The organism is Undibacterium sp. Rencai35W (genome assembly GCF_049340185.1).
Classification (GTDB): domain Bacteria; phylum Pseudomonadota; class Gammaproteobacteria; order Burkholderiales; family Burkholderiaceae_D; genus Undibacterium.
The window spans coordinates 136,186-162,258 of sequence record NZ_JBMPPC010000007.1; the positions used below are offsets into that span (position 1 = coordinate 136,186).

The 26,073-nt window shown below is 48.2% G+C and carries 31 protein-coding genes; 10 read left to right on the forward strand and 21 right to left on the reverse strand.

From position 1 onward, the window contains the following. Positions 1-16: 16 nt before the first annotated feature. The 5 genes from ACO0K3_RS15700 to ACO0K3_RS15720 all read right to left on the reverse strand — a co-directional run bounded on the left by ACO0K3_RS15700 (position 17) and on the right by ACO0K3_RS15720 (position 2,776). Entirely contained in the window at positions 17-814 is a 798-nt protein-coding gene (locus ACO0K3_RS15700; RefSeq protein ID WP_422986177.1) for a type IV pili methyl-accepting chemotaxis transducer N-terminal domain-containing protein, read from the reverse strand. Between the two features lie 82 nt (positions 815-896). After that, positions 897-1,088 carry a hypothetical protein gene (locus ACO0K3_RS15705; protein WP_422986179.1) on the reverse strand — a complete coding sequence of 64 codons (192 nt, stop codon included), beginning with the start codon at positions 1,086-1,088 and terminating at the stop codon, positions 897-899. Between the two features lie 4 nt (positions 1,089-1,092). Further along, the gene (locus tag ACO0K3_RS15710; RefSeq protein ID WP_422986181.1) at positions 1,093-1,566 is read right to left on the reverse strand and encodes a hypothetical protein; all 474 of its coding nucleotides are present in this window, start codon (positions 1,564-1,566) and stop codon (positions 1,093-1,095) included. Positions 1,567-1,608: 42 nt separating this feature from the next. Further along, positions 1,609-1,809: a hypothetical protein gene (locus ACO0K3_RS15715; RefSeq protein WP_422986183.1), complete on the reverse strand. Its 201-nt coding sequence runs from the start codon at positions 1,807-1,809 to the stop codon at positions 1,609-1,611. Positions 1,810-1,852: 43 nt separating this feature from the next. Next, complete coding sequence (locus tag ACO0K3_RS15720) at positions 1,853-2,776, reverse strand: SPFH domain-containing protein (RefSeq protein WP_422986185.1); 924 nt, start codon at positions 2,774-2,776, stop codon at positions 1,853-1,855. A gap of 498 nt (positions 2,777-3,274) precedes the next feature. Between ACO0K3_RS15720 and ACO0K3_RS15725 the strand changes: the two genes are divergently transcribed. Together ACO0K3_RS15725 and ychF are read left to right on the forward strand one after the other, a co-directional pair. Further along, complete coding sequence (locus ACO0K3_RS15725; RefSeq protein WP_422986187.1) at positions 3,275-4,642, forward strand: MATE family efflux transporter; 1,368 nt, start codon at positions 3,275-3,277, stop codon at positions 4,640-4,642. A gap of 129 nt (positions 4,643-4,771) precedes the next feature. Beyond that, on the forward strand, positions 4,772-5,863 hold the full coding sequence (gene ychF / locus ACO0K3_RS15730) for a redox-regulated ATPase YchF (protein ID WP_422957364.1): 1,092 nt from the start codon (positions 4,772-4,774) through the stop codon (positions 5,861-5,863). A gap of 194 nt (positions 5,864-6,057) precedes the next feature. Here ychF and ACO0K3_RS15735 read toward each other — a convergent pair whose 3' ends face one another. Then, the gene (locus ACO0K3_RS15735) at positions 6,058-6,708 is read right to left on the reverse strand and encodes a cysteine hydrolase family protein (protein ID WP_422986189.1); all 651 of its coding nucleotides are present in this window, start codon (positions 6,706-6,708) and stop codon (positions 6,058-6,060) included. Positions 6,709-6,833: 125 nt separating this feature from the next. On the opposite strand from ACO0K3_RS15735, the gene ACO0K3_RS15740 reads away from it, so the two are divergent. The 3 genes from ACO0K3_RS15740 (at position 6,834) to ACO0K3_RS15750 (ending at position 10,218) form a co-directional block, all read left to right on the forward strand. Then, positions 6,834-7,862 (forward strand): GlxA family transcriptional regulator, encoded by a 1,029-nt coding sequence (locus ACO0K3_RS15740; RefSeq protein WP_422986191.1) that lies wholly within the window; start codon positions 6,834-6,836, stop codon positions 7,860-7,862. 246 nt (positions 7,863-8,108) lie between these two features. Then, entirely contained in the window at positions 8,109-9,020 is a 912-nt protein-coding gene (locus ACO0K3_RS15745) for an MOSC domain-containing protein (protein WP_422986193.1), read from the forward strand. A gap of 46 nt (positions 9,021-9,066) precedes the next feature. Then, positions 9,067-10,218, forward strand: coding sequence for a DUF484 family protein (locus ACO0K3_RS15750; protein ID WP_422986195.1), 1,152 nt, complete (start codon positions 9,067-9,069; stop codon positions 10,216-10,218). A gap of 9 nt (positions 10,219-10,227) precedes the next feature. On the opposite strand, the gene ACO0K3_RS15755 is transcribed toward ACO0K3_RS15750, so the two are convergent. From ACO0K3_RS15755 to rsmD, 3 genes are read right to left on the reverse strand one after another with little or no spacing between them, the layout of a single operon-like run. Then, positions 10,228-10,494, reverse strand: coding sequence for a YfhL family 4Fe-4S dicluster ferredoxin (locus ACO0K3_RS15755; protein ID WP_422986197.1), 267 nt, complete (start codon positions 10,492-10,494; stop codon positions 10,228-10,230). A 55-nt stretch (positions 10,495-10,549) separates the two neighbouring features. After that, complete coding sequence (gene coaD / locus ACO0K3_RS15760) at positions 10,550-11,056, reverse strand: pantetheine-phosphate adenylyltransferase (RefSeq protein WP_422958923.1); 507 nt, start codon at positions 11,054-11,056, stop codon at positions 10,550-10,552. Between the two features lie 43 nt (positions 11,057-11,099). Continuing rightward, complete coding sequence (gene rsmD, locus ACO0K3_RS15765; protein ID WP_422986199.1) at positions 11,100-11,771, reverse strand: 16S rRNA (guanine(966)-N(2))-methyltransferase RsmD; 672 nt, start codon at positions 11,769-11,771, stop codon at positions 11,100-11,102. Positions 11,772-12,155: 384 nt separating this feature from the next. Between rsmD and ftsY the strand changes: the two genes are divergently transcribed. The 4 genes from ftsY to rpoH all read left to right on the forward strand — a co-directional run bounded on the left by ftsY (position 12,156) and on the right by rpoH (position 15,986). After that, a complete protein-coding gene (ftsY, locus tag ACO0K3_RS15770) occupies positions 12,156-13,199 on the forward strand; it encodes a signal recognition particle-docking protein FtsY (protein WP_422986201.1) in 1,044 nt (347 codons plus the stop codon). A gap of 13 nt (positions 13,200-13,212) precedes the next feature. Continuing rightward, positions 13,213-13,887 carry a cell division ATP-binding protein FtsE gene (locus ACO0K3_RS15775; protein WP_422986203.1) on the forward strand — a complete coding sequence of 225 codons (675 nt, stop codon included), beginning with the start codon at positions 13,213-13,215 and terminating at the stop codon, positions 13,885-13,887. A 25-nt stretch (positions 13,888-13,912) separates the two neighbouring features. Next, positions 13,913-14,827: a cell division protein FtsX gene (locus ACO0K3_RS15780; protein ID WP_422986205.1), complete on the forward strand. Its 915-nt coding sequence runs from the start codon at positions 13,913-13,915 to the stop codon at positions 14,825-14,827. 262 nt (positions 14,828-15,089) lie between these two features. After that, positions 15,090-15,986, forward strand: coding sequence for an RNA polymerase sigma factor RpoH (rpoH, locus tag ACO0K3_RS15785; RefSeq protein ID WP_422986207.1), 897 nt, complete (start codon positions 15,090-15,092; stop codon positions 15,984-15,986). A 44-nt stretch (positions 15,987-16,030) separates the two neighbouring features. On the opposite strand, the gene ACO0K3_RS15790 is transcribed toward rpoH, so the two are convergent. Genes ACO0K3_RS15790 through ACO0K3_RS15810 form a run of 5 tightly spaced genes read right to left on the reverse strand, consistent with a single transcriptional unit; the run spans position 16,031 to position 19,872 of the window. Next, positions 16,031-16,576: an SCO family protein gene (locus ACO0K3_RS15790; RefSeq protein WP_422986397.1), complete on the reverse strand. Its 546-nt coding sequence runs from the start codon at positions 16,574-16,576 to the stop codon at positions 16,031-16,033. A 32-nt stretch (positions 16,577-16,608) separates the two neighbouring features. After that, entirely contained in the window at positions 16,609-17,493 is an 885-nt protein-coding gene (gene cyoE / locus ACO0K3_RS15795; protein ID WP_422986209.1) for a heme o synthase, read from the reverse strand. Between the two features lie 27 nt (positions 17,494-17,520). Next, entirely contained in the window at positions 17,521-18,618 is a 1,098-nt protein-coding gene (locus ACO0K3_RS15800; RefSeq protein ID WP_422986211.1) for a COX15/CtaA family protein, read from the reverse strand. Between the two features lie 2 nt (positions 18,619-18,620). Beyond that, positions 18,621-19,211, reverse strand: coding sequence for an SCO family protein (locus tag ACO0K3_RS15805; protein ID WP_422986213.1), 591 nt, complete (start codon positions 19,209-19,211; stop codon positions 18,621-18,623). Next, the gene (locus ACO0K3_RS15810; protein WP_422986215.1) at positions 19,195-19,872 is read right to left on the reverse strand and encodes an SURF1 family protein; all 678 of its coding nucleotides are present in this window, start codon (positions 19,870-19,872) and stop codon (positions 19,195-19,197) included. Before ACO0K3_RS15810 ends, ACO0K3_RS15805 begins: the two co-directional genes overlap by 17 nt. A 69-nt stretch (positions 19,873-19,941) precedes the next feature. On the opposite strand from ACO0K3_RS15810, the gene ACO0K3_RS15815 reads away from it, so the two are divergent. Next, positions 19,942-20,142: a twin transmembrane helix small protein gene (locus ACO0K3_RS15815; protein WP_422957491.1), complete on the forward strand. Its 201-nt coding sequence runs from the start codon at positions 19,942-19,944 to the stop codon at positions 20,140-20,142. Positions 20,143-20,217: 75 nt separating this feature from the next. Here the strand turns inward: ACO0K3_RS15815 and ACO0K3_RS15820 are convergent, their stop codons facing one another. The 7 genes from ACO0K3_RS15820 to ACO0K3_RS15850 form a co-directional block, all read right to left on the reverse strand. Beyond that, the gene (locus ACO0K3_RS15820; RefSeq protein ID WP_422958913.1) at positions 20,218-21,078 is read right to left on the reverse strand and encodes a cytochrome c oxidase subunit 3; all 861 of its coding nucleotides are present in this window, start codon (positions 21,076-21,078) and stop codon (positions 20,218-20,220) included. Positions 21,079-21,139: 61 nt separating this feature from the next. After that, entirely contained in the window at positions 21,140-21,355 is a 216-nt protein-coding gene (locus ACO0K3_RS15825; protein WP_422986217.1) for a DUF2970 domain-containing protein, read from the reverse strand. A 1-nt stretch (position 21,356) separates the two neighbouring features. Continuing rightward, positions 21,357-21,935, reverse strand: coding sequence for a cytochrome c oxidase assembly protein (locus ACO0K3_RS15830; protein WP_422986219.1), 579 nt, complete (start codon positions 21,933-21,935; stop codon positions 21,357-21,359). 10 nt (positions 21,936-21,945) lie between these two features. After that, positions 21,946-22,050 (reverse strand): cytochrome oxidase small assembly protein, encoded by a 105-nt coding sequence (locus ACO0K3_RS15835; protein ID WP_422957382.1) that lies wholly within the window; start codon positions 22,048-22,050, stop codon positions 21,946-21,948. Between the two features lie 38 nt (positions 22,051-22,088). Further along, the gene (gene ctaD / locus ACO0K3_RS15840) at positions 22,089-23,687 is read right to left on the reverse strand and encodes a cytochrome c oxidase subunit I (RefSeq protein WP_422986221.1); all 1,599 of its coding nucleotides are present in this window, start codon (positions 23,685-23,687) and stop codon (positions 22,089-22,091) included. Positions 23,688-23,711: 24 nt separating this feature from the next. Continuing rightward, positions 23,712-24,884 carry a cytochrome c oxidase subunit II gene (coxB, locus tag ACO0K3_RS15845; RefSeq protein WP_422986223.1) on the reverse strand — a complete coding sequence of 391 codons (1,173 nt, stop codon included), beginning with the start codon at positions 24,882-24,884 and terminating at the stop codon, positions 23,712-23,714. A gap of 241 nt (positions 24,885-25,125) precedes the next feature. Then, positions 25,126-26,040, reverse strand: a complete 915-nt coding sequence (locus ACO0K3_RS15850) for a methyltransferase domain-containing protein (RefSeq protein ID WP_422986225.1) — start codon at positions 26,038-26,040, stop codon at positions 25,126-25,128. Between the last annotated feature and the right edge of the window lie 33 nt (positions 26,041-26,073).

Here is a 26,073-nt window from a genome sequence, read left to right on the forward strand (position 1 = left end):
TGAATGCTAACGGGCACTAGCTTAATTGCTGGTACATACTGGTAATACCATCCATCACTTCGAGTATGCGTTCGCTGGTGGATGCGACATTATTGGCGCTGAGTAGACGATTGCCTGACTCACCACTTTGGCGCAATGCACTGTCAAAGAACATCCATTGCTGCTGCGCCAGCGCCAGCTCTTCTTTCATTTTTCCGCTATTGCCGGGAGCAGCCATCAACGTCTGCATTCCGGCGATGAATTCTTTGCGCGATGTATCCAGTTTTGCACTGGCATCTAGCGGCGCAACATCCCATTGCAGCGCCTGATAAAATTTTGCCATACGTTGTGACAGCATACGTTGACGGCCAGCGACGTTCACTAATTGTCCTGCTGAGCTACCTGAATATTTTTCTAACTGGAGCGTGGCTTTTTGCGCCATTGCCAAGACATCTTCATTGATCACCATGATGTTCCTGGCATCTTGCTGATTCGGTGTTTTACCTGCTAGGACCTGCTTATAACTTAGCCAGGATTTTTCCATTTCGCTCAATACTTGTTTGTTATCGACCGTCGGGGCAAAAATTCTTAACTCAGCTAACTGACGATCAAATAACGTCATTGAATTATCGAGAATTTTTCGGGACTGCTCGACAGCGATTCCCTGACCAAGTTGTAGATAGGCTTTGGCCAGGCGCTGCGACAACATTCTCTGTCGTCCGGACTTATTAATCGCCTCATTGATATTCAGTACCTGTGCTACGGAATAAGAAAACAATCCTAGTCCGCTACTGATTAATACGGTCTTACCAATGAAGCTTCTTCGATTCATCATGACGCTCTCCTTTTAACGTTAATTTTGTTATACCCAGCATAAGCAAAATTAATGCCCAGAAATTGCGCCAAATTGATGCCAATTATTCGCCCTCTGATTTTTCAGATGTCAAAGCGCCGTCGGGCAGGCGACCGCGACGGCTTAAAGCGTCTCTTAACAAATACTCGACTTGCGCATTACTACTCCGCAGCTCCTGTGCGGCTAGGCGTTCAATCTCTGCCCACAGTGCAGGATCGATACGGAGTAAAAACGATTTTTTCCCTGGACTGGCCATGTCGTTAATGGCTTGAATGGCTTGATGGAACAGTGAGCTGATGCAATTGCGCGTACAGGCGGTCTGGCTCGGCTGAACCAAGACGGATAGTGCTGCCGTCTGCCTTGGTAATCCTTACAGCACCGCTGCCTGCAGCGTTGTATAGCATGCCTTCTTTGGTGAAACGTATTCCCCAGCCCTCGACCCAGCGGGTCTCGCATAATTCCACGTGACGGATCTCATTGAGAGGCAGTTTCCATGCGGGCCAGCCGAATACACCAAAATGCCAGCGCAGATGCGTACTGTCGATCTTGATAGTGAGACGCCCTATCACGCCAAGTACGAGGAAATTAATTCCCGCCATCGTCAGTAAAGCGCGCAAGCGCGCGGCCGTATCGAGGCCGTTGGTTTCTATCGTCATCACAATCAGCGTGATCAGCGGTAAGGTGATCCACAATACTTTCATCCACTGACTTTGCTGGTATTTAATTTGATTCACACTTGGTTCCTTTATTCTTGACGGTTTTTTTAAGCTCCGTTTTTATATGGATGACTCGCTGATTCTTTTTGTATTGTCTGCCTTAGGCGCTGGTACGAAGGGACCTTGCATCCGAAATTTGATGAAGCGCTCCACCTTCTCCTGGCCAAAAATCTTCATCAACCAGGCTAGCCCGAAGAAGCATATCGTCAGCGCTAATACCGTAACAATCATGACGCCGATAATCAGTAAAAGTGGATGCATACCAGCTCCGTTCAATTAGTAAAGTGACTGAAAACAATCAGCCTCAATTGTAAAGCGTACCGGTGTTGATAATCGGTTGTGTCTCTTTATCCGAGCATAAGACGACGAGCAGATTGCTGACCATCGCGGCTTTTCGCTCATCATCGAGATTGACGATCTGACGCTCGGATAAACCTTTTAAGGCTTCTTCCACCATCGAGACCGCGCCGTGGACGATTTTTTTGCGGGCACTGATGATCGCTTCTGCCTGCTGCCTGCGCAACATCACTTGCGCGATCTCCGGCGCATAGGCCAGGTGCGTGAGTTTAGCGTCTTCGACATCGATACCGGCGAACTCAAAACGTTTATGCAGTTCGACGCTGAGTGCCTTGGTGACCTCATCAAGACCGGCGCGCAAAGTCGTTTCATGCGTTGGTACGTCGTCGCCTTCGTCGTAGGCATATTGTGATGCCAGATGACGAATAGCGGTTTCTGCCTGCACATTCACAAAGCGCTCAAAATCATCGATGTTAAATAAAGCCAGAGCGGTGTCCTGGACGCGCCATACGATAGCAGCGCCGATCTCGACCGGATTGCCGCGTTTGTCATTCACTTTTAAGGTAGGCGAATTCAGGGTACGGGCGCGCAGGCTAACTTTACGCACTGCATAAAAAGGATTCGCCCAACGCAAACCCGGATTACGGTCGGTACCGATATATTGGCCAAACAAGGAAAGTAAGGCAGCCTCATTGGGTTGCAACATGTACAAACCGGACAACAAAAAAGCCCCCAGAACACTAGTCAGCAATTTAATCAGCAAACCCGGCAAATCGAGGTTCGCAGCGCCAGACCATGCCCAGTACGCACCACCCACGATCAACAAGAGCCCAATCGCCACCATCAGGTATCCATCTGGGGACGAGTGGATACGTTCATGCATCAAGACTTTTTTTCCAGCGGCAACCGCTGGTTTGTTAGATTTGTCCATATATTCTCCATTTGAATGACATCAAAGTGATATCACTTTAGTAGCAGTCAAATTGAAAGTCAAGGAAGATCTCCATCAGGTTTCCGCAAAACATATTTAAAAATGAATCCGCAAGCTGGGTGCGTCTCTTGGCATGAAACAGGGCTGCAACCCGTAACCCGTATGCGGATTTGCTTTTGGGAGCTTCTAAAAATCCTTTAATCGATAGTTGATGGATCTGCTTAGCCTCTGTCTTTTCTCTGCGGTTCTGTGCTGAGAAATCTTGTTTTTGAGTAAGTCCTATCGACGTGATTTTTTTAATGTGGGGGTTGTTAGAAGTCCCTTTTGGGTGCTTCGACAAACTCTGCGATCTGCTCTAGCTGAACCGGGATGTGAACCCAGATAAGGTAAGATACCGCTTTCTTTGCAGAACAATTTCTGCCGCGCTAATGCAAAAAAACTATTTGATCGCATTAGAGCCTCACTTGCTCCGCTCACTTCAGCCGTTTTACTCGCAACATGAAAACAAAAATCCTCAATGAATCCCGCGCTTTATGGCAGCTAGCATGGCCCGTACTGATTGGACAGCTCGCCACCGTTGGTATGGGTGTATCGGATGTGGCGATGACGGGTCACGCGAGTGCCAACGATCTGGCCGCAGTCGCTCTGGGGGCATCACTCTGGTCAATTGTTCTGGTGACGGTGATGGGTGTGATGATGGCGATTAATGCGATTGTGGCGCATGAAGTCGGCGCCAGTGCCGATCACAAGATTCCGCATATCGTCCGCCAGTCTTTATGGATGGGGCTGGGGGTCGGTGTCCTGGCATGCGTACTGCTAAATTTGTCCACGCTGATATTTGATCACCTGTATCTGGAAGATAGCGTTCGTGATAAAGCCGCTGAATTCGTTCATGTGATTAGCATCGGTTTGCCCGCTTTTGCCTGCTATCGTGCTCTGTATGGTTATACCGCCAGTCTGAATCAAACGAAGCCGGTGATGCTGATTGCGATGGGTGGACTGGTGTTCAATATCGGCATCAACTGGTTATTAATTTATGGTCACTGGGGACTGCCGCAACTGGGTGCGACGGGCTGTGCTGTCGCGACTGGTGTGGGTTTGTGGCTGATGTTAGGGGCGATGGTTTTCTGGATTAGCAAAGCGCCCGCTTACCGCGGCACTTATCCATTTACGCACAGAGAAGCGCCAAAATGGCATGAAATCCGCAGTATGCTACGCATGGGACTGCCTATCGGCGTCACGTATTTTGCCGAAGTCAGCGCATTTGGCGTGATCGGTCTGCTGGTTGCCCGCTTTGGGGTGACTGCGGTATCGGCGCACCAGATTGCACTGAATTTTTCATCGCTGGTATTTATGGTGCCATTAAGTTTCGGGATCGCCTCGATCACCCGCGTCGGTCAGGCACTGGGTGAAAACGATCCGCACAGGGCACGTTTTTCGTCGTGGGTGGGGGTCGGTATGTCATTAGGTTTTGCGCTGGTTTCTGCATTAATGATTACGCTATTCCGTCATGAAATTGCGGCGGCCTATACCAGTGACGTAGCGGTGCAGCAGGTCACCATGAACTTACTCTTGCTCGCCGCCCTGTTCCAATTGTCAGACGGCGCACAGGTCGCCGCATCGTCGGCAATCCGCGGCTACAAAGTGACACGCACACCGATGTTGATTCATCTGGCGGCATTCTGGGGGGTCTGTATTCCTCTGGGCTGTGTGCTTGGGCTGGCACCCGCATGGTTACCATGGCGACCAGCGCAGCCAATGGCGGCGACCGGCTTTTGGATTTCACTGGTCGTTGGTCTGACGATCGCTGCCGTCGCACTCGTGATGTACCTGCATCGGGTATCACTCCGACGTCTGAGTACCTGATTGACCGGCACAACCAGGGTTCAAAACAGGTAAAACCCGCCCAAACTCAGCAAAACTGACTTGCACAATGGATGTTCAAGTAAAATAGCGGGTTAATCTAATCACGTTTCACCTACTCGGCAAACTATCATGAGTCTCAAATGCGGCATCGTCGGCCTGCCTAACGTCGGCAAATCCACTCTGTTTAATGCACTGACTAAAGCAGGCATTCCGGCAGAAAATTATCCTTTCTGCACGATTGAGCCTAACGTCGGCATGGTAGAAGTGCCCGATCCGCGCCTGGCGCAATTGTCCGCCATCGTCAAACCAGAACGCATCCAAAACGCGATCGTCGAGTTTGTCGATATCGCTGGCCTGGTTGCCGGTGCATCCAAGGGCGAAGGCTTGGGTAACCAGTTTCTCGCCCACATCCGCGAAACCGATGCGATCGTCAACGTTGTCCGCTGCTTCGAAGATGACAACGTGATCCACGTCGCAGGCAAAGTCAGCCCGCTCGATGATATCGAGGTCATTCAGACGGAACTGGCATTAGCCGATATGGGTTCGGTAGAAAAAGCGATTCACCGCGAAAATAAAAAAGCCCGCTCAGGCGATAAAGATGCCGCCAAACTGGTCGCCATCTTAGAGCGCATCATGCCAGGTCTGAATGATGCCAAGCCAGTGCGCGCATTAGGTCTGGATGCAGAAGAAATGCTGCTGATCAAGCCACTATGCCTGATCACTGCCAAGCCAGCGATGTACGTCGCGAACGTATCCGATACCGGCTTTAAAGACAATCCTTTATTGGATCAACTGACTGCCTATGCCAAATCACAGAACGCACCGATCGTCGCCATTTGTGCCGCGATTGAAGCAGAGATTGCCGATCTGGACGACGCCGATAAAACCGATTTCTTAAACGACATGGGCATGGAAGAACCAGGCCTGGATCGTCTGATCCGCGCCGCATTCAAACTACTTGGCTTACAAACTTATTTCACCGCCGGTGTCAAAGAAGTACGCGCCTGGACCATTCATGTCGGTGATACCGCACCACAAGCAGCAGGCGTGATCCATACCGATTTCGAACGTGGCTTCATCCGCGCACAAACCATTGCATTTGATGATTACATCGCCTGCAAAGGCGAAGCAGGCGCCAAAGAAGCGGGCAAAATGCGCGCCGAAGGCAAAGAATATGTGGTTAAGGATGGTGATGTTCTGAACTTCTTGTTTAACGTCTAAGTACTAATTTAATTATTCTCGCCATCAGTAACGAAAGCTCGTCAAAAAGTGTAGCCTGCATCAGCAAGCTACGCTTTTTTTATGCGTTATCGAGTGCTTATTTGAATATTGATGTGATTGCCATATCAGCGTTACAAGAGAGATTACTAGAGCTGCGTTTGTGCGTTGTTAGTGCTTGATAAGTCCTATTTCGTTTAGGCCGATTGATGCGCACGTCCGGCCAAGTGCGACACCAACACGTTACTCTTCTCCAGCACATCGCCTGCATTAATTACTTTGATCCATTCTGCGGTGCTGGTCACTGCGCCGAAATTGGATTGAAATACGACATTAAAAGCGCGGTGAATTTCTTCTGCACTGGCGTATCCTACGCTGTTTTCGTAGGGTAAAGCGCCGGTCGCGTCGGACAAGATTTCGACTTGATAAGCATCATGTGCCGCTTGATAAATGGTGCTGGCGTTGCAGTTGTGCGTCATGTAGCCAACGATTGTCAGGGTATCAATATGATTTTTTTCCAGCCATTGTTTAGCATCCGTACCAACAAAAATACTGGCCATGGACTTTTCGATTAAATGATCATAAGAGCGGCTTTTGACCGTTGCATGTAACTCCCAATTGGTAGAGCCACGTGCAAAGATCGGGGAGTTTTCGGGTGCGGAATGTTGTACTACCAAAATGGGAATACCTGCCGTCTTGGCTGCGTCCATTGCAAGACCAATATGCCGCAGGGACATTTGCGGATCTGGATATTCGATCAGCATGTTGCCGGTAAAGTATTCGTTCTGTACATCGATCACTATCAATGCGCGCTTCGGTACGGTTGGAATGGATATGGGCGTAGTCATGATGAAGCTCTCCAGATAAAGTGATGTGGCAAACAGCGATTGCGTTTGTGCTGTTATTTTCAGATATATCGTCCAGATTAAGAAGTGACCCGATTGCCAATATTCGATACAATCAGGCCATGCATATGGAAACTTTGATTCAACCCCCGACTCAAGCCAAGATACCATCCTCGATTCAACGCGCGTCCAAGGCTGTAACGGTTGCTGTGCTGGCATTTGATGGCATTAGTCCGTTCCACTTATCTGTTCCTTGTCTGGTATTCGGCGAGCAGCATGGCGAATTTAACTTGCCTGCGTTTAAGCTGAAAGTGTGTGCCTTCGCGGCGAAGGCGGGTAAGCATGTGGTGACGACAAGTGCGGGTTTTTCGATCAACACGAATCATGGTTTATCGGCCTTAGCGCGGGCGGATATGATTGTGATCCCGTCGTGGTATAGCGATTTGCAACCTGCTCCGGCCGCACTGCTGATGGCTTTGCGCAAAGCGCATCAGGCTGGTGTGCGGATTGTTGGGTTATGTTTGGGCGCGTTTGTGGTGGCGGAAGCGGGTTTGCTTGATCAGAAGATGGCAACGACTCATTGGGCATTTGCGAAAGAATTTTTACAGCGTTTCCCACAAGTACACCTCGATCCCAATGTCTTGTATGTTGACAATGGGGATGTGATTACCTCAGCGGGTACTGCTGCGGGGATTGATTGCTGTTTGCATGTGCTGCGCTCTCAGTATGGCGCAGAGGCCGCGGCGCATGTCGCACGGCGTCTGGTGGTGGCACCACATCGTCAGGGCGGACAAGCACAATATATCGAGCAACCCGTTCCTACTCTTGCCAGCGATGATCGTTTATCTACAGTGCTGGAATGGATGCTGCGGCATCTTGCAGAGCCGCAACATCTGGATCAACTGGCAGAAAAAGCCTTGATGAGCCGACGCAGTTTTACCCGCCACTTCCAGCAGTTGACCGGGACCACCGTCGGTAAATGGCTGCTCAATCAGCGACTGGCACAGGCGCAACGTCAGCTAGAATCGAGTAAGCGCTCGATTGATGACATCGCGATGGATACCGGCTTTGGCTCGGCGCTGTTATTGCGACGCTATTTTGCAAGAGAATTTAATCTCTCGCCATCGGCTTACCGGCAAGCTTTTCAGGGTAGGTAATGGGTTAACGTAGCGGATACGGCGGTTGAATCTGTCAGTTTTTATAGAGTGCTTCTGAATATTCGGTGGTTTACTGGCTATCAAAATAATGATACTCCCATACAGTATTATTATTCACCCTTTTAATACCAGCGTAAATCGGGGTATTTTATAAAAATATGAGGGGAGTATATTCAATATCCGCGCATTACCTGATTATCACGACGATTTATCACCTTATGAATTTTTGATTTGTGAATATTAACTATGCCTACGATTACTGAACTCACGCTTTACCCCATTAAATCTTGCGCTGGCATCAACTTACGCTCAGCAAAGATAAGCGAATCCGGTTTATCACTTCAGACCGGCGCAAGCCTGATTCATGATCGTGAATGGATGATGGTTGATCTGGCCGGACTATTTTTAAGCCAGCGCAGCCATCCTCGCATGGCATTGATACGCCCGACGATGGAAGACGATCAGTTAATGCTGCTTGCGCCTGATATGCCGGCATTATCGATAGCGCTTAGCCCGACCGAGTCAGCGCCGGCAACATCGTTACAAGTCCAAGTCTGGGACGATCAGGTAGCTGCCTTCGACTGTGGTGATCAGGCAGCAGCGTGGTTAAGCCAGTTCTTAGGGACAGCTTGTCGTCTGGTGCGGTTTAATCCTGCTGGCAGGCGCTTAGCCAGCCAAAAATGGACCGGCGATCAGGAGGTCGGTACGCTGTTTTCAGATGGCTTTCCGCTCTTACTGACCTCCACCGCATCACTCGACGACCTGAATCAAAAGTTGGTATCGCAAGGTCGTGAGGTAATTCCTATGGATCGTTTTCGCCCGAATATCGTTCTGTCGGGACTCGACGCTTTTGAAGAAGACTATGCGGGTTTTATCGACCTGATTAATGCTGACAACAGCTCTGACAGCGAATCTGAAAGCGACTCTGACAACGCAATACAATTAAAGGCCGTCAAACCCTGCACCCGTTGCACGATCCCGGCAGTGGACCAGCTCACCGGTGAAAGCGGCCCTGATCCTGTCGATATTTTACAAACCTACCGTGCGAATCCGCTGCTGGATGGCGGTATTACCTTTGGCATGAATTTGATTGTGAGCAAAGGTGTCGGCTCACAGATTCATGTTGGTGATCAGGTCGATCTTCAGTTAGCATTCTAGTGTCTGTGAATCAACAATACTGGGCAAACCCGGATACCTAACGCACATGAAAGCCGATATGGGGACAGGACCAACACCACCACTGGATCTGAGCACACAATTCACCATGAACGAATTGCGCAGAGAGAATTCAATGTTGCGCAATCAATTGGCGAATCTGCTGGAACATGCACATCAGAATCAGCAAATCATGTCGCGGCATCAAGACTTCGATCTGAGACTGATCAGCACCAGCAGTTTTCGTGAACTGGTTGAAAATATTTTCAGTACGCTGGCAAAGATGTCGGAGCTGGATATCGTGACGCTGGGTTTACTGGACAGACAAAAAGGACTGCAAAAAATTGTCCTGGATCTCAACATTACACCGGAAGAATTTCCTGCATTATTTTTTGTGCAGAACGAACTCGATCTGCGCATACATGGCGAGCAATTACGCAAACCCGTACTCGGCGTCTTCAATCAAGCTGACCACGGCAATATGTTTGCGTCTTCCGAAAAAAAACCCGCCAGCGTAGCCATCGTTCCGTTGATACGACAAAATAAATTATTAGGCTATCTGAATCTCGGGAGTTTTCAGGCATCACGTTTCAATGCAACGATGGCAACCGATTTCATCGAACACATGGCATCCATCATTGCGATCTGCCTGGAAAATGTCATCAACAACGAACGCCTGACCCACATGGGTCTGACCGATCCTTTAACCAATGTCAGCAACCGTCGTTATGTTGAGCAACGCATGCTGGAAGAAATTGGACGCGCACGCCGCCAGCAATACAGCATTGTGTGCATGTATCTGGATATCGATTTTTTCAAACAGATCAACGACCGCTATGGTCATCAGGGCGGCGATGATGTTCTGATTGAAGTCAGCAACCGGATCAAGGCAGAGCTACGATTAAGCGATACAATGGGGCGTTTTGGCGGAGAAGAATTCGTCGCCCTGCTTGTAGACGCGAGTGCAGAGGATGGCATGATGGTGGCAGAGCGCATTCGCAAAAGTATTGCGGAGCGGCCATTCCAGTTTCATCAGATGGGAAGTTGCCAGGCCACGATTTCGATCGGAGTATCAACCCTATCCGAATCCCTGAATTACGGAAAAATCGATAATGTCGCTCGCGAACTTTTGCAAGATGCAGATCAGGCGCTATTCAGAGCGAAAAATCAGGGTCGTAACCGGGTGTGTGAGTCGACCTAGATCAGCATATTAAGACGAGACGGTTTTAACAGCCGCCTGCAAGCGCTCGTACTTGGCTTGCAATTCTTCTGTGGTCTCACGCCAGGCGGGATTGAATGGAATGCAGCTCACAGGACAGACTTGCTGACATTGCGGTTCTTTGTAATGACCAACGCATTCTGTGCATTTGTGAGGATCAATTTCATAAATCTCCGGGCCCATATAAATGGCATCGTTCGGGCACTCGGGTTCACATACGTCACAATTTATGCAATCGTCTGTAATCAATAAAGCCATACGTTCTCCTGCTACTGCATTGCACTACTTAACTACTTGCTAGTTACTTAGTTAGTTACTTAGTTAATTCAATCTTGAGCGCCTGTTCAGCTACTTTTTTCTGTAACCATTTATCGACCGACGGGAATACGAATTTAGATACGTCACCGCCAAACATGGCGATCTCACGCACGATAGTGCCTGAAATGAATTGATATTGGTCAGAGGGTGTCAGGAACAAGGTCTCTACGTCCGGTAGTAAATATCGGTTCATGCCTGCCATTTGAAATTCGTACTCAAAGTCAGATACCGCACGCAAACCGCGAACAATCACACGTGCATCGTTTTTACGGACAAAGTCTTTCAGCAGGCCGGAAAAGCTTTCTACCCTTACATTTGGGTAATGCCCCAGCACTTCGTTCGCAATCGACAATCTTTCGTCCAGCGAGAAAAAAGGTTTTTTGTTCTTGCTGTCTGCAACGCCGACTACCAGCGTGTCAAACAAACCAGAAGCGCGACGCACCAGATCTTCATGACCACGCGTTAGCGGATCAAAGGTTCCCGGATATACAGCTGTGACCATTTTTACTCCCTCATTTGTGTCTGTGCACCAATTTGAAGAGGCATTATGCCTGATTTCCGAGCGCCTCATGCGTCATAATGTTGCGTTGCAGTATGTGGAAATACACACTACCAGCCTGATCGGCGCGAATCACTTTCCAATCTGCCAACCATTCAGGAGACTCTTGCGCACTGCCATCCGTCGATAATACATGCTCTGCTTCGACATACAGCAAGCCTTGTGCGCTTAAGAGTTTTGCACAATAAGGCAAAATTTTTGGCAGGTAAGCCTGATCAAACGGTGGATCCAGAAAAATCAGATCGTACTGTTGTTGGCGCGCCACCATGCTCTGAACGATGGTCAGCGCATCCCCTCTCAGCAAGTTAACCTGGTTGGCATTCAACTTCTCCTTGACCTGATCGAGTTGCCTGAACGCGGGTGTGTGGTATTCCACCATTGTGACACTGGCGGCACCGCGACTCGCGGCCTCAAAACCCAGCGCACCAGTTCCGGCAAACAGATCGAGGCAAGTAAGCGCCGGCCATCTGCCGTCAATCAAGTGGCCAAGCCAGTTAAAAACCGTTTCTCTGACACGATCAGGAGTAGGACGCAATCCCTCTGCGTCAATGACGCTAAGCACACTACGCTTCCATACACCGCCGATAATGCGTACCTGATGAGGCACGCGCTTGTGCGCTACTGGCGGCTTGGCGGGTTTCTTTGCCTGGGCTTTCATTGGTTACTGATCTTTATTTTGTTGGTGGCACATGTAGAGGGATTCTACGTATGTAAATAAGGTCGCATTATCCCGGACTTTCTACTAGAAAAGCAGCAAGTATATAGTTGGCGAGATGGCAGGACGTGACGACAATGCTGACTGCAAGGCAGAACAACCACTTCGGCAGATCGCCAGATACACGATTGTCGCAATAGCGCTCGCACACAAATCACGATGACCATGCCTTCGAGCGCTGCATCCACTTGCGCTGTTACGAATGATAGCGACCGAACGGATAATCCCGGATTATGACGCAGTCTGTACTGCTGCCCCAACAAACTTCCGTCTGTTAGAATGGCGACATTCCAATCTGTCGCATATTCAGAGTCTCCACTATCCTCGATGTTTAGCTTTTTCAAGAAAAAACCCAAAGAAGAAACCGTCCTCCCGCCGGTTGTCGCAACCCAGGCAGCAGAGCTGGCTATCACGCCCGCCGAACCAGCGCCCGTGACCACGGCTGCGGCGGGCGATATCAATGCAGCAACACCAAAACAATCCTGGTTAAGCCGTCTTAAAGCCGGACTCTCAAAAACCTCGTCGAATCTGACCACCTTATTCGTTGGCGCGAGAATTGATGACGACCTGTACGATGAGCTGGAGGCCGCTTTATTAACAGCGGATGCAGGCGTCGAGGCAACCCAATTTTTACTAGATGGCTTGAAGAAAAAAGTTAAAGAACAGAAGCTGACCGAAGCAGAACAAGTGAAAGCAGCACTCAAAGTTTTGTTACTGGACTTATTAACACCATTACAAAAGCCTCTAGAGCTTGGGCGCTACCAACCTTTGGTGATGATGATTGCCGGTGTGAACGGTGCCGGTAAAACAACAACCATAGGCAAGCTCGCGAAACATCTGCAAAGCCACCAACAATCCGTGTTGTTGGCCGCTGGCGATACGTTCCGGGCAGCGGCACGTGAACAATTGACGATTTGGGGCGAGCGGAACAATGTCACGGTGATCTCTCAAGAATCCGGCGATCCGGCTGCGGTGGCTTTTGATGCGGTCGCATCTGCCAAGGCCCGCGGCACCGATGTAGTGATGGTAGACACCGCAGGCCGTTTACCGACGCAGTTGCATCTGATGGAAGAATTGAAAAAAATTAAGCGCGTGATTGCAAAAGGCATGGATGGCGCACCTCAGGAGGTGCTGTTAATCATCGACGGCAACACAGGACAAAATGCACTGGCGCAAGTAAAGGCATTTGATGATGCACTGGGCTTAACTGGTCTGGTGATCACGAAACTGGACGGTACCGCCAAAGGAGGCGTACTTGCGGCGATTGCTAAGACGCGCCCTGTCCCGGTTTATTTCATTGGTGTCGGTGAGCAGATAGAAGACTTGCAACCATTCAATGCCCAGGAATTTGTAGACGCCTTGTTGAATTAAAAGGATCACGCCGATGATAGAGTTCCAGCAAGTCTCCAAGCAATATGCGCACGGCGCTTATGCGCTGCGCAATATATCGCTGAAGATCAATGATGGAGAACTGATTTTTCTTGCCGGACCATCAGGAGCTGGTAAATCAACCTTACTCAAAATGATCGCGGGCATAGAACGCGCCAGCACTGGTGTAGTCAGTGTGAACGGTCAGGATATCAGCAAGCTTAAATCAGGCAGCTTGCCTTATTTACGACGTAAGCTTGGCTTGATATTGCAAGACAAAGGCTTGCTTCTCGACAGAAGCGTGCTGGCAAATGTCATGCTGCCGCTGATTGTCACTGGGGCATCTGCCGCAGAAGCCGAAACCCGAGCGCGCGCTGCACTCGACAAAGTCAATCTGGCAGATAAGGCCGATGTATTTCCGCTCGCGCTTTCTGGCGGAGAGCAGCAACGTGTTGCAATCGCCCGTGCCATTGTCAACCGCCCACAAATCATTCTGGCTGATGAGCCTACAGCATTTCTTGATCGCGATAATGCAAATAAAGTCATCAGCGCGCTGAAAGCCTTTCAAAGTGCAGGCGTGACCTGCATTATCTCTAGCCATGATGAACAGTTTCTGGATCAGGCAAGCCGCGTCATTTATTTGAACAAAGGTGAATTGTCAGACGCATGGCAATCGCCCATCGCAGCATAGTCCAGGGAAGAAGAGGAAAAAATCGATGTCCATCTGGTTACGTCAGCATTTGTTTGCCCTTAAAAGTGCCTTGTCGCACTTACGCTCTGGTCCGGGCAATTTTTTATTCAATGTATTGGTAGTAGCGATTGCGCTCGCATTACCGATTGCAGGGTTGACGCTGATTGAAAATATTCGGCCTGTCTCTGCCCAACTCTCCATTGAACCGGAGATTAGCGTATTTCTTACGCCTGACACCGCAAGATCAGATGCAACCGCTCTGTCGCTCACAATAAAAAAACTATTAAAAGATGCGAATATCAGCGCAAAGCTTAATTTTGTAACGAAAGACAAAGCGCTTGCCGCCTTAGAAGAAACATCTAGTCTGGCAGAAGTGCTATCTACTTTGGGTGGCAACCCGCTGCCCGACGCTTACATTTTGTCCTTGTCAAATTCCGACGCACATCGAGTTGAATTCTTAACGCAGCAGCTTAAAAGCTTACCGGGAGTTGATGTGGTACAAGTGGATTCTGCCTGGGTAAAACGATTGGCTGCACTGGTGCAGGTATTGCAGCTATCTTTACTCTTTCTGGCGATTACACTAAGTGTGGTCGTGGTCGTGGTGATTTTTAATGCCACGCGCTTGCAGGTGATTTCCCATCAGGCAGAAATTGCGATTGCCCGTTTATTAGGCGCAACCAATAGCTTCATCCATAGACCTTACTACTATACCGGCGCTTTATTGGGGTTTCTTGCCGGTGGCATCGCTTTGGGTTTAATTGCCCTGTCTTTGCGCCCGCTCAATCAAGCCATTGCAGAATTTGCTAAGTTATATGCATCGGAGTTTCACTTAGTACCGCTGGGACTGGTAGCCAGCATAGTATTGCTTGCAACCAGCGTCGTGCTCGGACTATGTGGTGCCTTTCTATCGGTGAGAAGACAGCTATCGCGGCTGACCTGATTAATGATCAATCCAAGAGGAATTGCGAGGGGGGTGCCGATACGCACTTACTTCCAAATAATCCGAAACTTTTTTCTTAAATACCCCTCTAATTATCAATAGCAGTTTCAAATTAACCATTATTTTTTAATATAGTTTTTCTATATTAAGCATATAAATTTCGAGTATTAGCACTCAACTCAAGAGAGTGCTAATATAAGAACTTGAAATTGGTGGTTTAGCCCAAAACTGTGGCTAAATCGGCAGCAAATAGGGAGGAAGAATGAATCAATCATCGACATCTGTGATGCCATCTTCGGATAGCACAGCGCTCGCTTTAGGCTTTACTGGCAGTCTGGGTAATATTGACGCCTATATTTCAGCGGTGAACCGCTTGCCTATGCTCACGCACGAGCAAGAGATCGATCTGGCGAAAAAACTTACCCAAAATAATGATTTGAGCGCCGCCCAACAACTGGTTATGTCGCACTTGCGCCTGGTTGTATCCATCGCCCGCGGGTACCTCGGTTATGGCTTGCCACATGCTGATTTGATTCAAGAAGGCAATATTGGTCTGATGAAAGCCGTGAAACGCTTCGATCCTGATCAGGGTGTGCGCCTTGTGTCCTATGCGATGCACTGGATCAAAGCAGAAATGCATGAGTACATTTTGAAAAACTGGCGCTTGGTCAAAGTGGCGACGACTAAAGCACAACGTAAATTATTCTTTAATCTTCGTAGTCATAAAGAAGGTTTAGATTCAATGTCACCTAAACAGGTTGATGCATTGGCTAAAACTCTGGATGTCAAACGCGAAGAAGTCATCGAAATGGAAATGCGCTTATCCGGAAGAGATATTGCTCTGGATGCGCCAACTGACGATGACGACGATAAGTTTGCACCTATCGCGTATCTGAAAACAGAAAGCGAAGAACCAACCCGTGTTTTGGAAGCCCGTCAACGTGATCGTTTGCAAAGCGAAGGCTTAGAAAGCGCCTTGTCCAAACTTGATGCGCGCTCGCGTCACATCGTCGAGTCACGGTGGTTAAAAAATGATGATGGTTCTGGCTCAACATTACATGAATTAGCTGATGAGTATGGCGTTTCTGCGGAACGTATCCGCCAGATCGAAAGCGCTGCATTGAAGAAGATGAAAGGCGCTTTGGCTAGTTTTGCATGATCTGGAATCAGCCTAAATAAAAAGCACTCCAAGGAGTGCTTTTTTTATTGCAGAAGTAATTTCAGATCGTGGACAATCGGTTCAGCGCCCTGTCCATGACGCAAAAACAAGCGTATTCGTCCCTCAGGATCAAATACATAGCTACCTGCAGTGTGATCCATCGTGTAGGAACCTGGCGTCTTTCCCGGCACTTTTTGGTAATACACTTTAAAATCTTTCGCGACCTTAGCCGTGGCTGCCGCATCACCGTACATTCCTAGAAATCTGCGATCAAAATTAGGCACATATGCAGCTAATAAAGCCTGCGTGTCGCGCTCTGGATCAACCGTCACAAACAAGACCTGTACCTTATCGGATAAGGTTCCCAATTGCTTCATTACTGTCGCCATTTCAGCCATGGTTGTAGGACAGACATCCGGGCATTGTGTGTAGCCAAAAAAGATGACGACAGCCTTCCCTTTAAAATCAGACAGGGTGCGTGCTTTGCCGTTGTGATCAGTCAAGGAAAAGTCTTTGGCGTAGTCCAGACCCGTCAAGTCCGTATTTGTAAACTGTGGAGCAGGTTTGCTGCATGCCACCATGAATAACATCAGCAGCACGCTGGCAAAGCGAATTAATGGAGTCATAATTTAATGTAGTGATCGACCAGCAATGCAGCAAACAGCAACGATAAATAAATAATAGAAAAAGCAAACGTCTTACGGGCAAGCACGTCATCATAATGACGATAAATTCTCCATGCATACCAAAGGAAAATCGTACCGAGAATAACCGCACTGACCAGGTAAATTAATCCACTCATATGCACGGCATAAGGCAGCATGGTGGTCGCGAACAAAGCAATCGTATATAGCCAGATATGAAAACGAGTGAATTCCAGTCCATGCGTGATTGGCAGCATCGGTAAGCCGGATTTGGCATAGTCATCACGGCGATACATTGCCAGAGCCCAGAAGTGCGGTGGCGTCCAGATGAAAATGATCAATACCAAAAGCCAGGCTTGCATGGGAACGTCGTTCGCAATCGCTGCCCAGCCAAGCGCCGGAGGCATCGCTCCGGATAAGCCACCGATCACGATATTTTGTGGCGTCGCCGGCTTCAGAATAATCGTATATATAACCGCATATCCGACAAAGGTAATAAAAGTGAGCCACATCGTGAGTGGATTCACCATGGTGTACAAAACCCACATCCCCAGTGCACCAATGACGCCGGAAAAAATCAAGATCTGCAAAGGATTGATTTCACCCTGAGCCGAAGCGCGTCTTGCCGTCCTGGCCATACGAGCATCAATTTCACGCTCAACCAGACAATTCACGGCAAATGCTGCTCCTGCCAATAACCAGATACCGATCGTTGCTGCGACGACGATTCGCCAATCTGGCAAATCTGGCGTAGCTAGGAACATACCTATCACCGCACAAAATACCGCCAATTGTGTGACACGAGGCTTCGTCAAAGCCCAATATTGAGCCATTCGACTGGATGGAATACTAAGTGATGTCATAGAAAATCTAGGGGAGGAGGACGCGTGCTACTTTTTATTACTGGTTGTTGCCGATACACTGACCACGTGTCTAAGGCGGTAGTTTAACATGCTCAGTAGCAGGACAAGTAAGGCCGCACCACCGTTATGTAACACGGCGAGAAACAAGGGCCACGAGAAAAATACAGTCGAAACGCCTGTCAAAAACTGAACTCCGATAACCATCAGTAAGTACCGGCCCAGCGATGCCACATCAGTTTTTTTACGCGCCAGACAGGCGGTAATAAGGACCGCAATAATCACCAGCCAGGCAAAACTCCGGTGCACCCAATGAATCGCGACCAGTGCAGAGAAGGGCAAAAATGATCCGTCGGCTTTCTGACCCAACTGACGCCATAAGCTGAAACCATGCTCAAAATCCATTTCCGGAATAATGACACCATGACACAAGGGATAGTCTTGGCAAGCTAAAGCAGCGTAGTTAGTACTAACCCAGCCACCGAGAGCGATTTGTATTGTGAGTAATATGAGCGCTATGGTTGCAAAAGTAACGAGTGGTTCAGGCTTTAATTTCTGTGTAGTAGCTGTGGCTTGCATTTGATTCTGACTGGCCAGTGACCAGGCTTGAATGGCAAGCAGTGACATGCCCAATAAAAGATGCGTCGTCACAATCACCGGCTGCAACTTCAAAGTCACCGTCCAGGCGCCAAATGCGCCCTGTACACACACAAGAAGAAATATCGACGTTGGCAACCAGGGTGAGGTCAATAAATCTTTGCGTCGCCACCAGGCATAAACCATTTGCGCGACAATCAAGATACCCACACTCATCGCCAGATAACGATGGATCATCTCTATCCATGCCTTTGACAACGTTACCGGTCCGGTCGGCATCAATGCCTGCGCGGCACTAATTTCATGGTGGGCTTGGAATGGATTGGCCTCGCCGTAGCAACCGGGCCAGTCCGGACAGCCCAAACCTGAGTCAGTCAGACGTGTAAATGCGCCAAACATGATCAGGTCAAAAGTCAGAAACATACTGACCGAGATGAGTTTGTGATATTTACTTTGATCCTTTGACAGCCAGACAAGACTCAGCGGAATCGTCGCAAGAATCAAAGCCGTAATTGCAATTTGCATCCACATATTTAACCTATTGCCGATGCCTTCAATAATTTACCGATATCCTTCTTCACCTTGTTCGGATCGGCATCTTTTGGGAAACGCATCATCAAATTACCTAGCGGATCAATTATATAAATATGATCGCTGATAACAGTATTCGCATCCACTGGCAGCCAGGATTTGAGCTTATCCTGACTTACGCTCAACATGCGCGTGCCGTCGTATTCGCGAATTAAAACGGTATCTACGGGTTTATTGTCAGTAATTAGCCAGACACGCTCTATGCGATCCATTTCCTTTCCCTGAATCAGGCGTAACTGCCGCATGTCGTACATTTTTTTCTTACATGCGTCGGCGCACTCACCACTATCGGCTTGCAGCAAGATCCACTTACCTTTATACGCATCGAGCTCTTTTGACTCACCGCCTAGCAAATGCGCATCAAGTTTAGGCATAGGGTAGGATCGGGGGTCCAGAATGACACCATAATTAGTTCTGCCTTCGGGTTTAATAACAAAATAAAACAGGTAAGAGAGAAGCATCGGTGCAGCACAAACGGCTAAGACCAATAAAAGTTTCCAGCGACCTGCATGTTTACTATTCGGTTTTTCCACGACGATATCCTGTAACCACAAAAAATATAATTGCCATCAATGACAAGGCGTACCACTGAAACGCATAGGCCCGATGTTTATCAGAACCATCTGATAGCAGCGGCCAATCACGCTTTAATCCGTCCGCTAAATCCGAGGTTTGTTCCACAATCAGAGGATGTATTTTCCACCCTGTTTTTTGTGCTAATTCTGCTGGACTTACATTTTGCAAGACTGCACCAGGTTTAATGACTTCAGCTTGCCCTAACTGCATTACATGACCAAAATTTTCATGCAATTGCCCTTCTAGCTGCACGATTCCCGAAGGGGTAACTAGCGGCGGCATATTTACCCGGTCATGTGCATTACGTGCTTGCCAACCTCTGCCGACCAAAACAAACTGATCCACACCTTCAATCTTAAACGGCATAAGAACATAAAATCCTGCCACACCTTTTAATGGCCGGTTATCCAAATAAAGAGGCCACTCAGAGACAAAATGTCCCGTTAAGCTGACGCGCCGATATACGGAACCAAGGGAGGCAAATAGAACCTGAGAAGATAAAGCCGGTAACTTGGCGCGCTCGCGCATTGCCTGGGCAATTGTTTCTTTTTCCTGCGCCCTGCGAGTTTGCCATTGTCCCAGACTTATACCGATCGCACAGAGCAACAGTGTGATCAATAGAGGAATCCAGCGAAAACGAAACTTATTAAGCATTACAATAGAGGTTTTATGAGTGGGCAGAACAGCATGAAAATCCTGGTAGCAATCGCTTTCTTTCTGATCATCTTTAGCATGGGATCTGCACTGGTTTACCTCATGAAAGATAAAGGCCGCAGTAATCGTACCGTCAAAGCGCTGGCTTTTCGGGTTGGTTTTTCGATTAGCCTGTTTCTCTTGATTTTACTGGCAAATCATTTTGGACTGATTCAACCAACTGGCATCAGATAAATAAGCAATCAACTATTCACAACTAACAAAAAGCCGCACATTGTGCGGCTTTTTTGTGTATGGCAAGTGTATCAGTTATAGCCAATATACGACGACATACAAACCGAGCCATACAACGTCAACAAAGTGCCAGTACCAAGCGGCACCTTCAAAAGCAAAATGCTGTTCAGGAGTGAAATGGCCTTTCATGACACGATACAAAACAACGGACAACATAATTGCACCCATGGTGACATGGAAGCCGTGGAAGCCCGTCAGCATGAAAAATGTAGAACCATAAATACCTGAAGTCAGCTTCAGGTTCAGTTCGCTGTATGCATGCATATATTCATACGCCTGAAAACCCATAAACACTGCGCCTAACAACACCGTAGCAAACAACCAGAACGCAGTTTTCGCACGATGGCCTTCACGCAGCGCGTGATGAGAGATTGTCAGTGTCACACCAGACGTCAACAGCAATGCCGTATTGATGGTAGGGATAGGGAAAGGACCCATGGTTTTGAATGCTTCAATCGTACCTGCCGGGCCTGCATTACCCCATTGTGCTGCGAAATCTGGCCATAAAACCTTATGATCAAGATCCGCCAACCAAGGCATAGAGATACTACGCGCATAGAACAAAGCACCGAAGAATGCGCCAAAGAACATCACTTCCGAAAAAATGAACCAGCTCATACTCCAACGATAAGACACATCAATACGTGCGCTGTATTTACCGCCTTCAGATTCAGCGATTGCATCACCAAACCAGTTGTAGAGAACAACCAAAGTCAGAAAAATACCTGCAAAATTGAGGTAAGCACCCCAAGTAATACCGTTGACCCATGCTGATGCACCGATCATAGTCAACAATAAACTCGCCCCACCCAGAACTGGCCATTGCGATGGTCCAGGCACAAAGTAGTACGGTGCGTTAGCGTTTTGAGAACTCATTTCCATCTCCCGATACAATTTTTAAACTTGAAGTATTACTTTATTTATTGCTTATTTTGACTTACTTTGCCACTACAGCTTTTACTATGAACACCAATATCGTAATAAAAATCAATGCACCGAGAATACCGGCGATGATGACGTGAATTGGGTTTAATTGCGCCGCATCCTGCTCATAATCATTTTTTTTTCGGATCCCTAAAAATGACCAGAATACGGCTTTCATCGTGGCAAAAAAAGAAATCTTACGCTTACTAGCCTGCTTCAGCTCATCCATGTCATACGCCTTTATCAGCCAGTTTAGGTTTTCCACCTACCTCGAAAAACGTGTAAGACAAAGTAATGGTCTTCACATCTTTTGGCAGCGCCGGATCAATATAAAACACGACGGGCATCTGTCTGGCTTCATTCGCTTCTAAGGTCTGTTGCTTAAAACAGAAGCATTCCATTTTCTTGAAGAATGCCGAGGCTTGTTGTGGCGCATAACTAGGGATAGCCTGAGCATCCATTTTATATGACTGCTTGTTCACCACCTCATACATTACTTGTGCCATTTCACCAGGATGCACTTTCATGCTTGATACCGTAGGACGAAAGCGCCATGGCCCCTGTGTATTGGCATCAAACTCAATGGTGACTTCCCGCGAGCGGTCAATTTGAGAGTTCGTAATTTCTTTCACCGAAATATCTTTCGGCGTCAAAATATTCACTCCCGTCAACTCACAGATCTGCTTGTAAATAGGTACCAAGGCATATCCAAAGCCAAACATCAGCACAGCGATCACCAGCAACTTGCTCAACATAGTAGCGTTGAGTTTATTTTTACCTGATTTCGCTTGATCTAATTCATCCGACATACCCTGAGCCTCAGCGCAAGGTTTGTTTGACGAATACACCAATAAAAAACACCAAGGCAACCGAAAACAAAATTAAAGCCGTTCTGAGATTGTTTGGTTTTTTGCCGTTACTCATTTTTACTTAGGGCGCTGCTAGCAGCGCCCTACCTTAATTTATTTAACGACGGGTGGCTCTTCGAATGTATGGAATGGTGCAGGACTAGGTACTGTCCATTCCAATCCCTCTGCGCCATCCCAAGGCTTCGCTGCTGCTGGTTGCCCGCCTTTGATCGACGGGATAACCACAGCCAGCAAGAAATAAACTTGCATCAGACCAAACCAGAAAGCGCCAATAGTTGCTACCTGGTTGAAATCCGTAAACTGTGCAGGATAATCCGCATAGCGGCGTGGCATACCGGCCAAGCCCAAGAAATGCATAGGGAAGAAAGTCACGTTGAACGCAATCAATGAACCCCAGAAGTGAATCTTGCCACGTGTTTCGTTGTACATGAAACCAGTCCATTTCGGACCCCAGTAGTAGAAACCGGCGAACAGAGCAAACAGGGAACCCGCCACCAATACATAGTGGAAGTGGGCAACCACGTAATAAGTGTCTTGCAACTGAATATCAATCGGTGTCACCGCCAGGATCAGACCAGTGAAACCACCCATGGTAAACACGAAGATAAAGCCGACTGCAAACAACATAGGCGTCTCAAAAGTCATCGAGCCTTTCCACATCGTCGCAACCCAGTTAAACACTTTCACGCCGGTTGGTACCGAGATCAGCATAGTGGCATACATGAAGAACAACTGTGCCGTCACTGGCATACCAGTTGTGAACATGTGATGTGCCCAGACGATGAAGGACAAGATCGCGATGGATGCTGTTGCATACACCATCGATGCATAACCAAACAAAGGCTTACGGGCAAATGCAGGAACAATCTGGGAGACGATACCGAAGGCTGGCAAAATCATGATGTACACCTCTGGATGTCCGAAGAACCAGAAAATGTGTTGGTACATCACAGGGTCACCGCCGCCTGCCGCATTGAAGAAGGAAGTACCAAAATGACGGTCAGTCAGCGTCATCGTGATCGCCCCAGCCAACACCGGCATCACAGCGATCAACAGGTAAGCAGTGATCAACCAGGTCCAGCAAAACATCGGCATCTTCATCAAAGTCATGCCAGGAGCGCGCATGTTCAGGATGGTCGTGATGATATTGATGGAGCCCATGATGGAAGACGCACCCATGATATGTACAGCGAAAATCGCCATATCCATACCAGGACCCATCTGAGTCGACAGTGGTGCATACAGAGTCCAACCAGCAGCAGTTGCACCGCCAGGTACCCAGAAAGAACCCATCAGCAACAAGGCTGCCGGAGGCATCAACCAGAACGAGAAGTTATTCATGCGGGCAAATGCCATATCGGATGCACCGATTTGCAAAGGAATCATCCAGTTAGCAAAACCAACGAATGCCGGCATGATCGCACCGAACACCATGATCAGACCATGCATGGTCGTCAGCTGGTTGAAAAATTCCGGTTGCATCAATTGCAAACCAGGCTGAAACAATTCACTACGGATCATCAAGGCCAACACGCCGCCAGATAACAACATCGTGAAAGCAAACCACAAATAAAGATTACCGATATCTTTGTGGTTGGTGGCGAATAAATAACGGCGCCAGCCATGAGGATGATCATGTGCATGATCGTCATGCGCGTGGTCGTGAGCATGCGCGACTGTAGTAGAGCTCATCAAATTCTCCTGTTCTTCCTGCAATTACTTACGCGCAGCAAGCACTTCTGCTGGCTGAACAATGTTTTCGGCGGCTTTATTGGTCCAGCTATTACGAGTGTAAGTAATAACGGCAGCAATTTCTGTATCCGATAAAGTTGCTTTCCATGCTGGCATACCATTTTTACCGTTCAACAAAATCGCTTCCTGACCAGCTTTAGGACCATTCACAACAGCTGAGCCGTCCAGCGCAGGGAACGCACCCGGAACACCTTTACCCGTTGCCTGATGGCAAGCTACGCAATTTGCTGCGTATACTTTTTCACCGCGCTGTTTCAGCTCATCGACTGTCCATACTTTATTCGGATCATCCGCTTTGGCTGCCATCTCTTTTTTCTTGCCATCGACCCAGACTTTGTAATCTGCTTCGGAAACAACTTTTACAACGATAGGCATGAATGCATGCTCTTTACCGCACAACTCGACGCACTGACCACGGTAAGTACCAACTTTTTCAGCCTTGAACCATGTATCACGAACGAAACCAGGGATAGCATCTTGCTTCACGCCAAAAGCAGGGATCGTCCATGAGTGGATAACGTCGTTTGCCGTTGTAATGATGCGGACTTTCTTATTGACTGGCACGACCACTTCGTTATCGACTTCGAGCAAGTAGTTATCGCCACGCGCTTCAGTAGGCGCTACACCAGGCGCACCGACTTGAGACCTTGGCGTGGAAAGTGTGGAAAGGAAGGAAATGCCTTCCCCCTCACCTTTGAGGTAATCGTAACCCCACTTCCACTGCATGCCCGTCGCCTTGATCGTCAGATCCGCATTGGAGGTATCCTTCATCGCGACGACTGTTTTAGTCGCAGGCAAGGCCATTGCAATAACAATAATGAAAGGAACGATTGTCCACGCAATTTCAACTGCGGTACTTTCATGAAAAGTCGCTGCCTTGTGTCCTACCGATTTACGATGTTTCAAAATCGAATAAAACATCACGCCAAACACAGCAATAAAGATAGCCAGGCAGATGCCTAGCATTAAATTGTGTATGGAGTAAATTTGTGACGCAATTTGTGTCACCGGTGGTTGCAAATTCAATTGCATTACAGCTGGACCGCCTTGACTGTCTACCACTGCCCAAGATGGCAAGCTTGCCGCCAGGAGCGAGGCACCAAGCATTAACGACGGTAATCGCTTCGCATGTTTCATGATTTCCCCAAAAAACCCATTAGAATTCTTTTAACAGAAGCGTCCGTTTTGCTACAGCCCAGACAAAATATAGTGCCAATGCACAAGGACAACTTCCACAACTGCAAGAGTATAAGGCGTAAAGCGGCCCCATATCAAGCAGAAAGCGGGTCATATCACTATGATCTGGCGCATATCAGGCTCAGATTACGACACCTAAAATCAGTGATGAGAAAAAAATCTGACCGAAGTTTGAGCTGAATTAAATTCCCTTTTTGGGAAAATCAAGCCGGATAATTGATTCACCTGATGCGAGTTTTTTGGGAATGGGCCGAAACGCATGCCCATAGACCACTTCCAGAGTCAAAGGAATTCGCCCGTCTGCACCGCGTGTGCGCGACAGTGCATTACTTAAACGCTGATGAGCAGCTCGCCCCAATAAGCCCTGACGACGTGTCAAGAGAGGATTGCCACCCAGTGACTTCACATCGGCAAACAATTGCTCCACGCTTTGATAGGTCAGGGTAATTTTTTCCATATCCATTACGGGAGTAGAAAATCCTGCATTGACCAGCATGTCGCCAAAGTCATGCATATCGACAAAAGGCAAGGTATGAGGTAAGTCATCGATCTCAGAGAAAGCCCGGCGCAACTCCACTAAAGTATCTGGCCCAAAACAAGAAAACATCAGCAAACCCTCAGTACGCAAGACTCTGCGCCACTCAGCAAAGACCAGATCTGGCTGAGGATGCCAGTGCAAGGCAAGATTTGACCAGACCATATCGATAGAATTTGAAGCGATTGGCAGTCGTGCAAAATCCGCACATAACAGACTATCCGTATGACTTGCACGCAAACCGGCTGGCAGCCACTTACCCAAAAGACGTCCCACTGAACTCTGTGCCGAGTCTCGCTTCTGCTGAGCCGAGCGCAGCATCTGCTGCGAAGCATCCACACCAAGCAATTGCGCTTGGGGATATAAGCTCTGCATGTGAACCAAATCTGCCGCCTCGCCACAACCAGCATCCAGCAAGCGGCCGGGCTGAATTTTGACTAATTCCAGCTTTTCACGCATACGGACGGCGACCTCACGCCTTAAAAAATCAGATCCTTCCGTTTTTTCAGGATGTGAAAATAGGTGCCGTACACGTGACAAATCAATTGGAGCGCTCAACATGGCTTGGGAGGTTTAGAGAATGCGATAATGTCC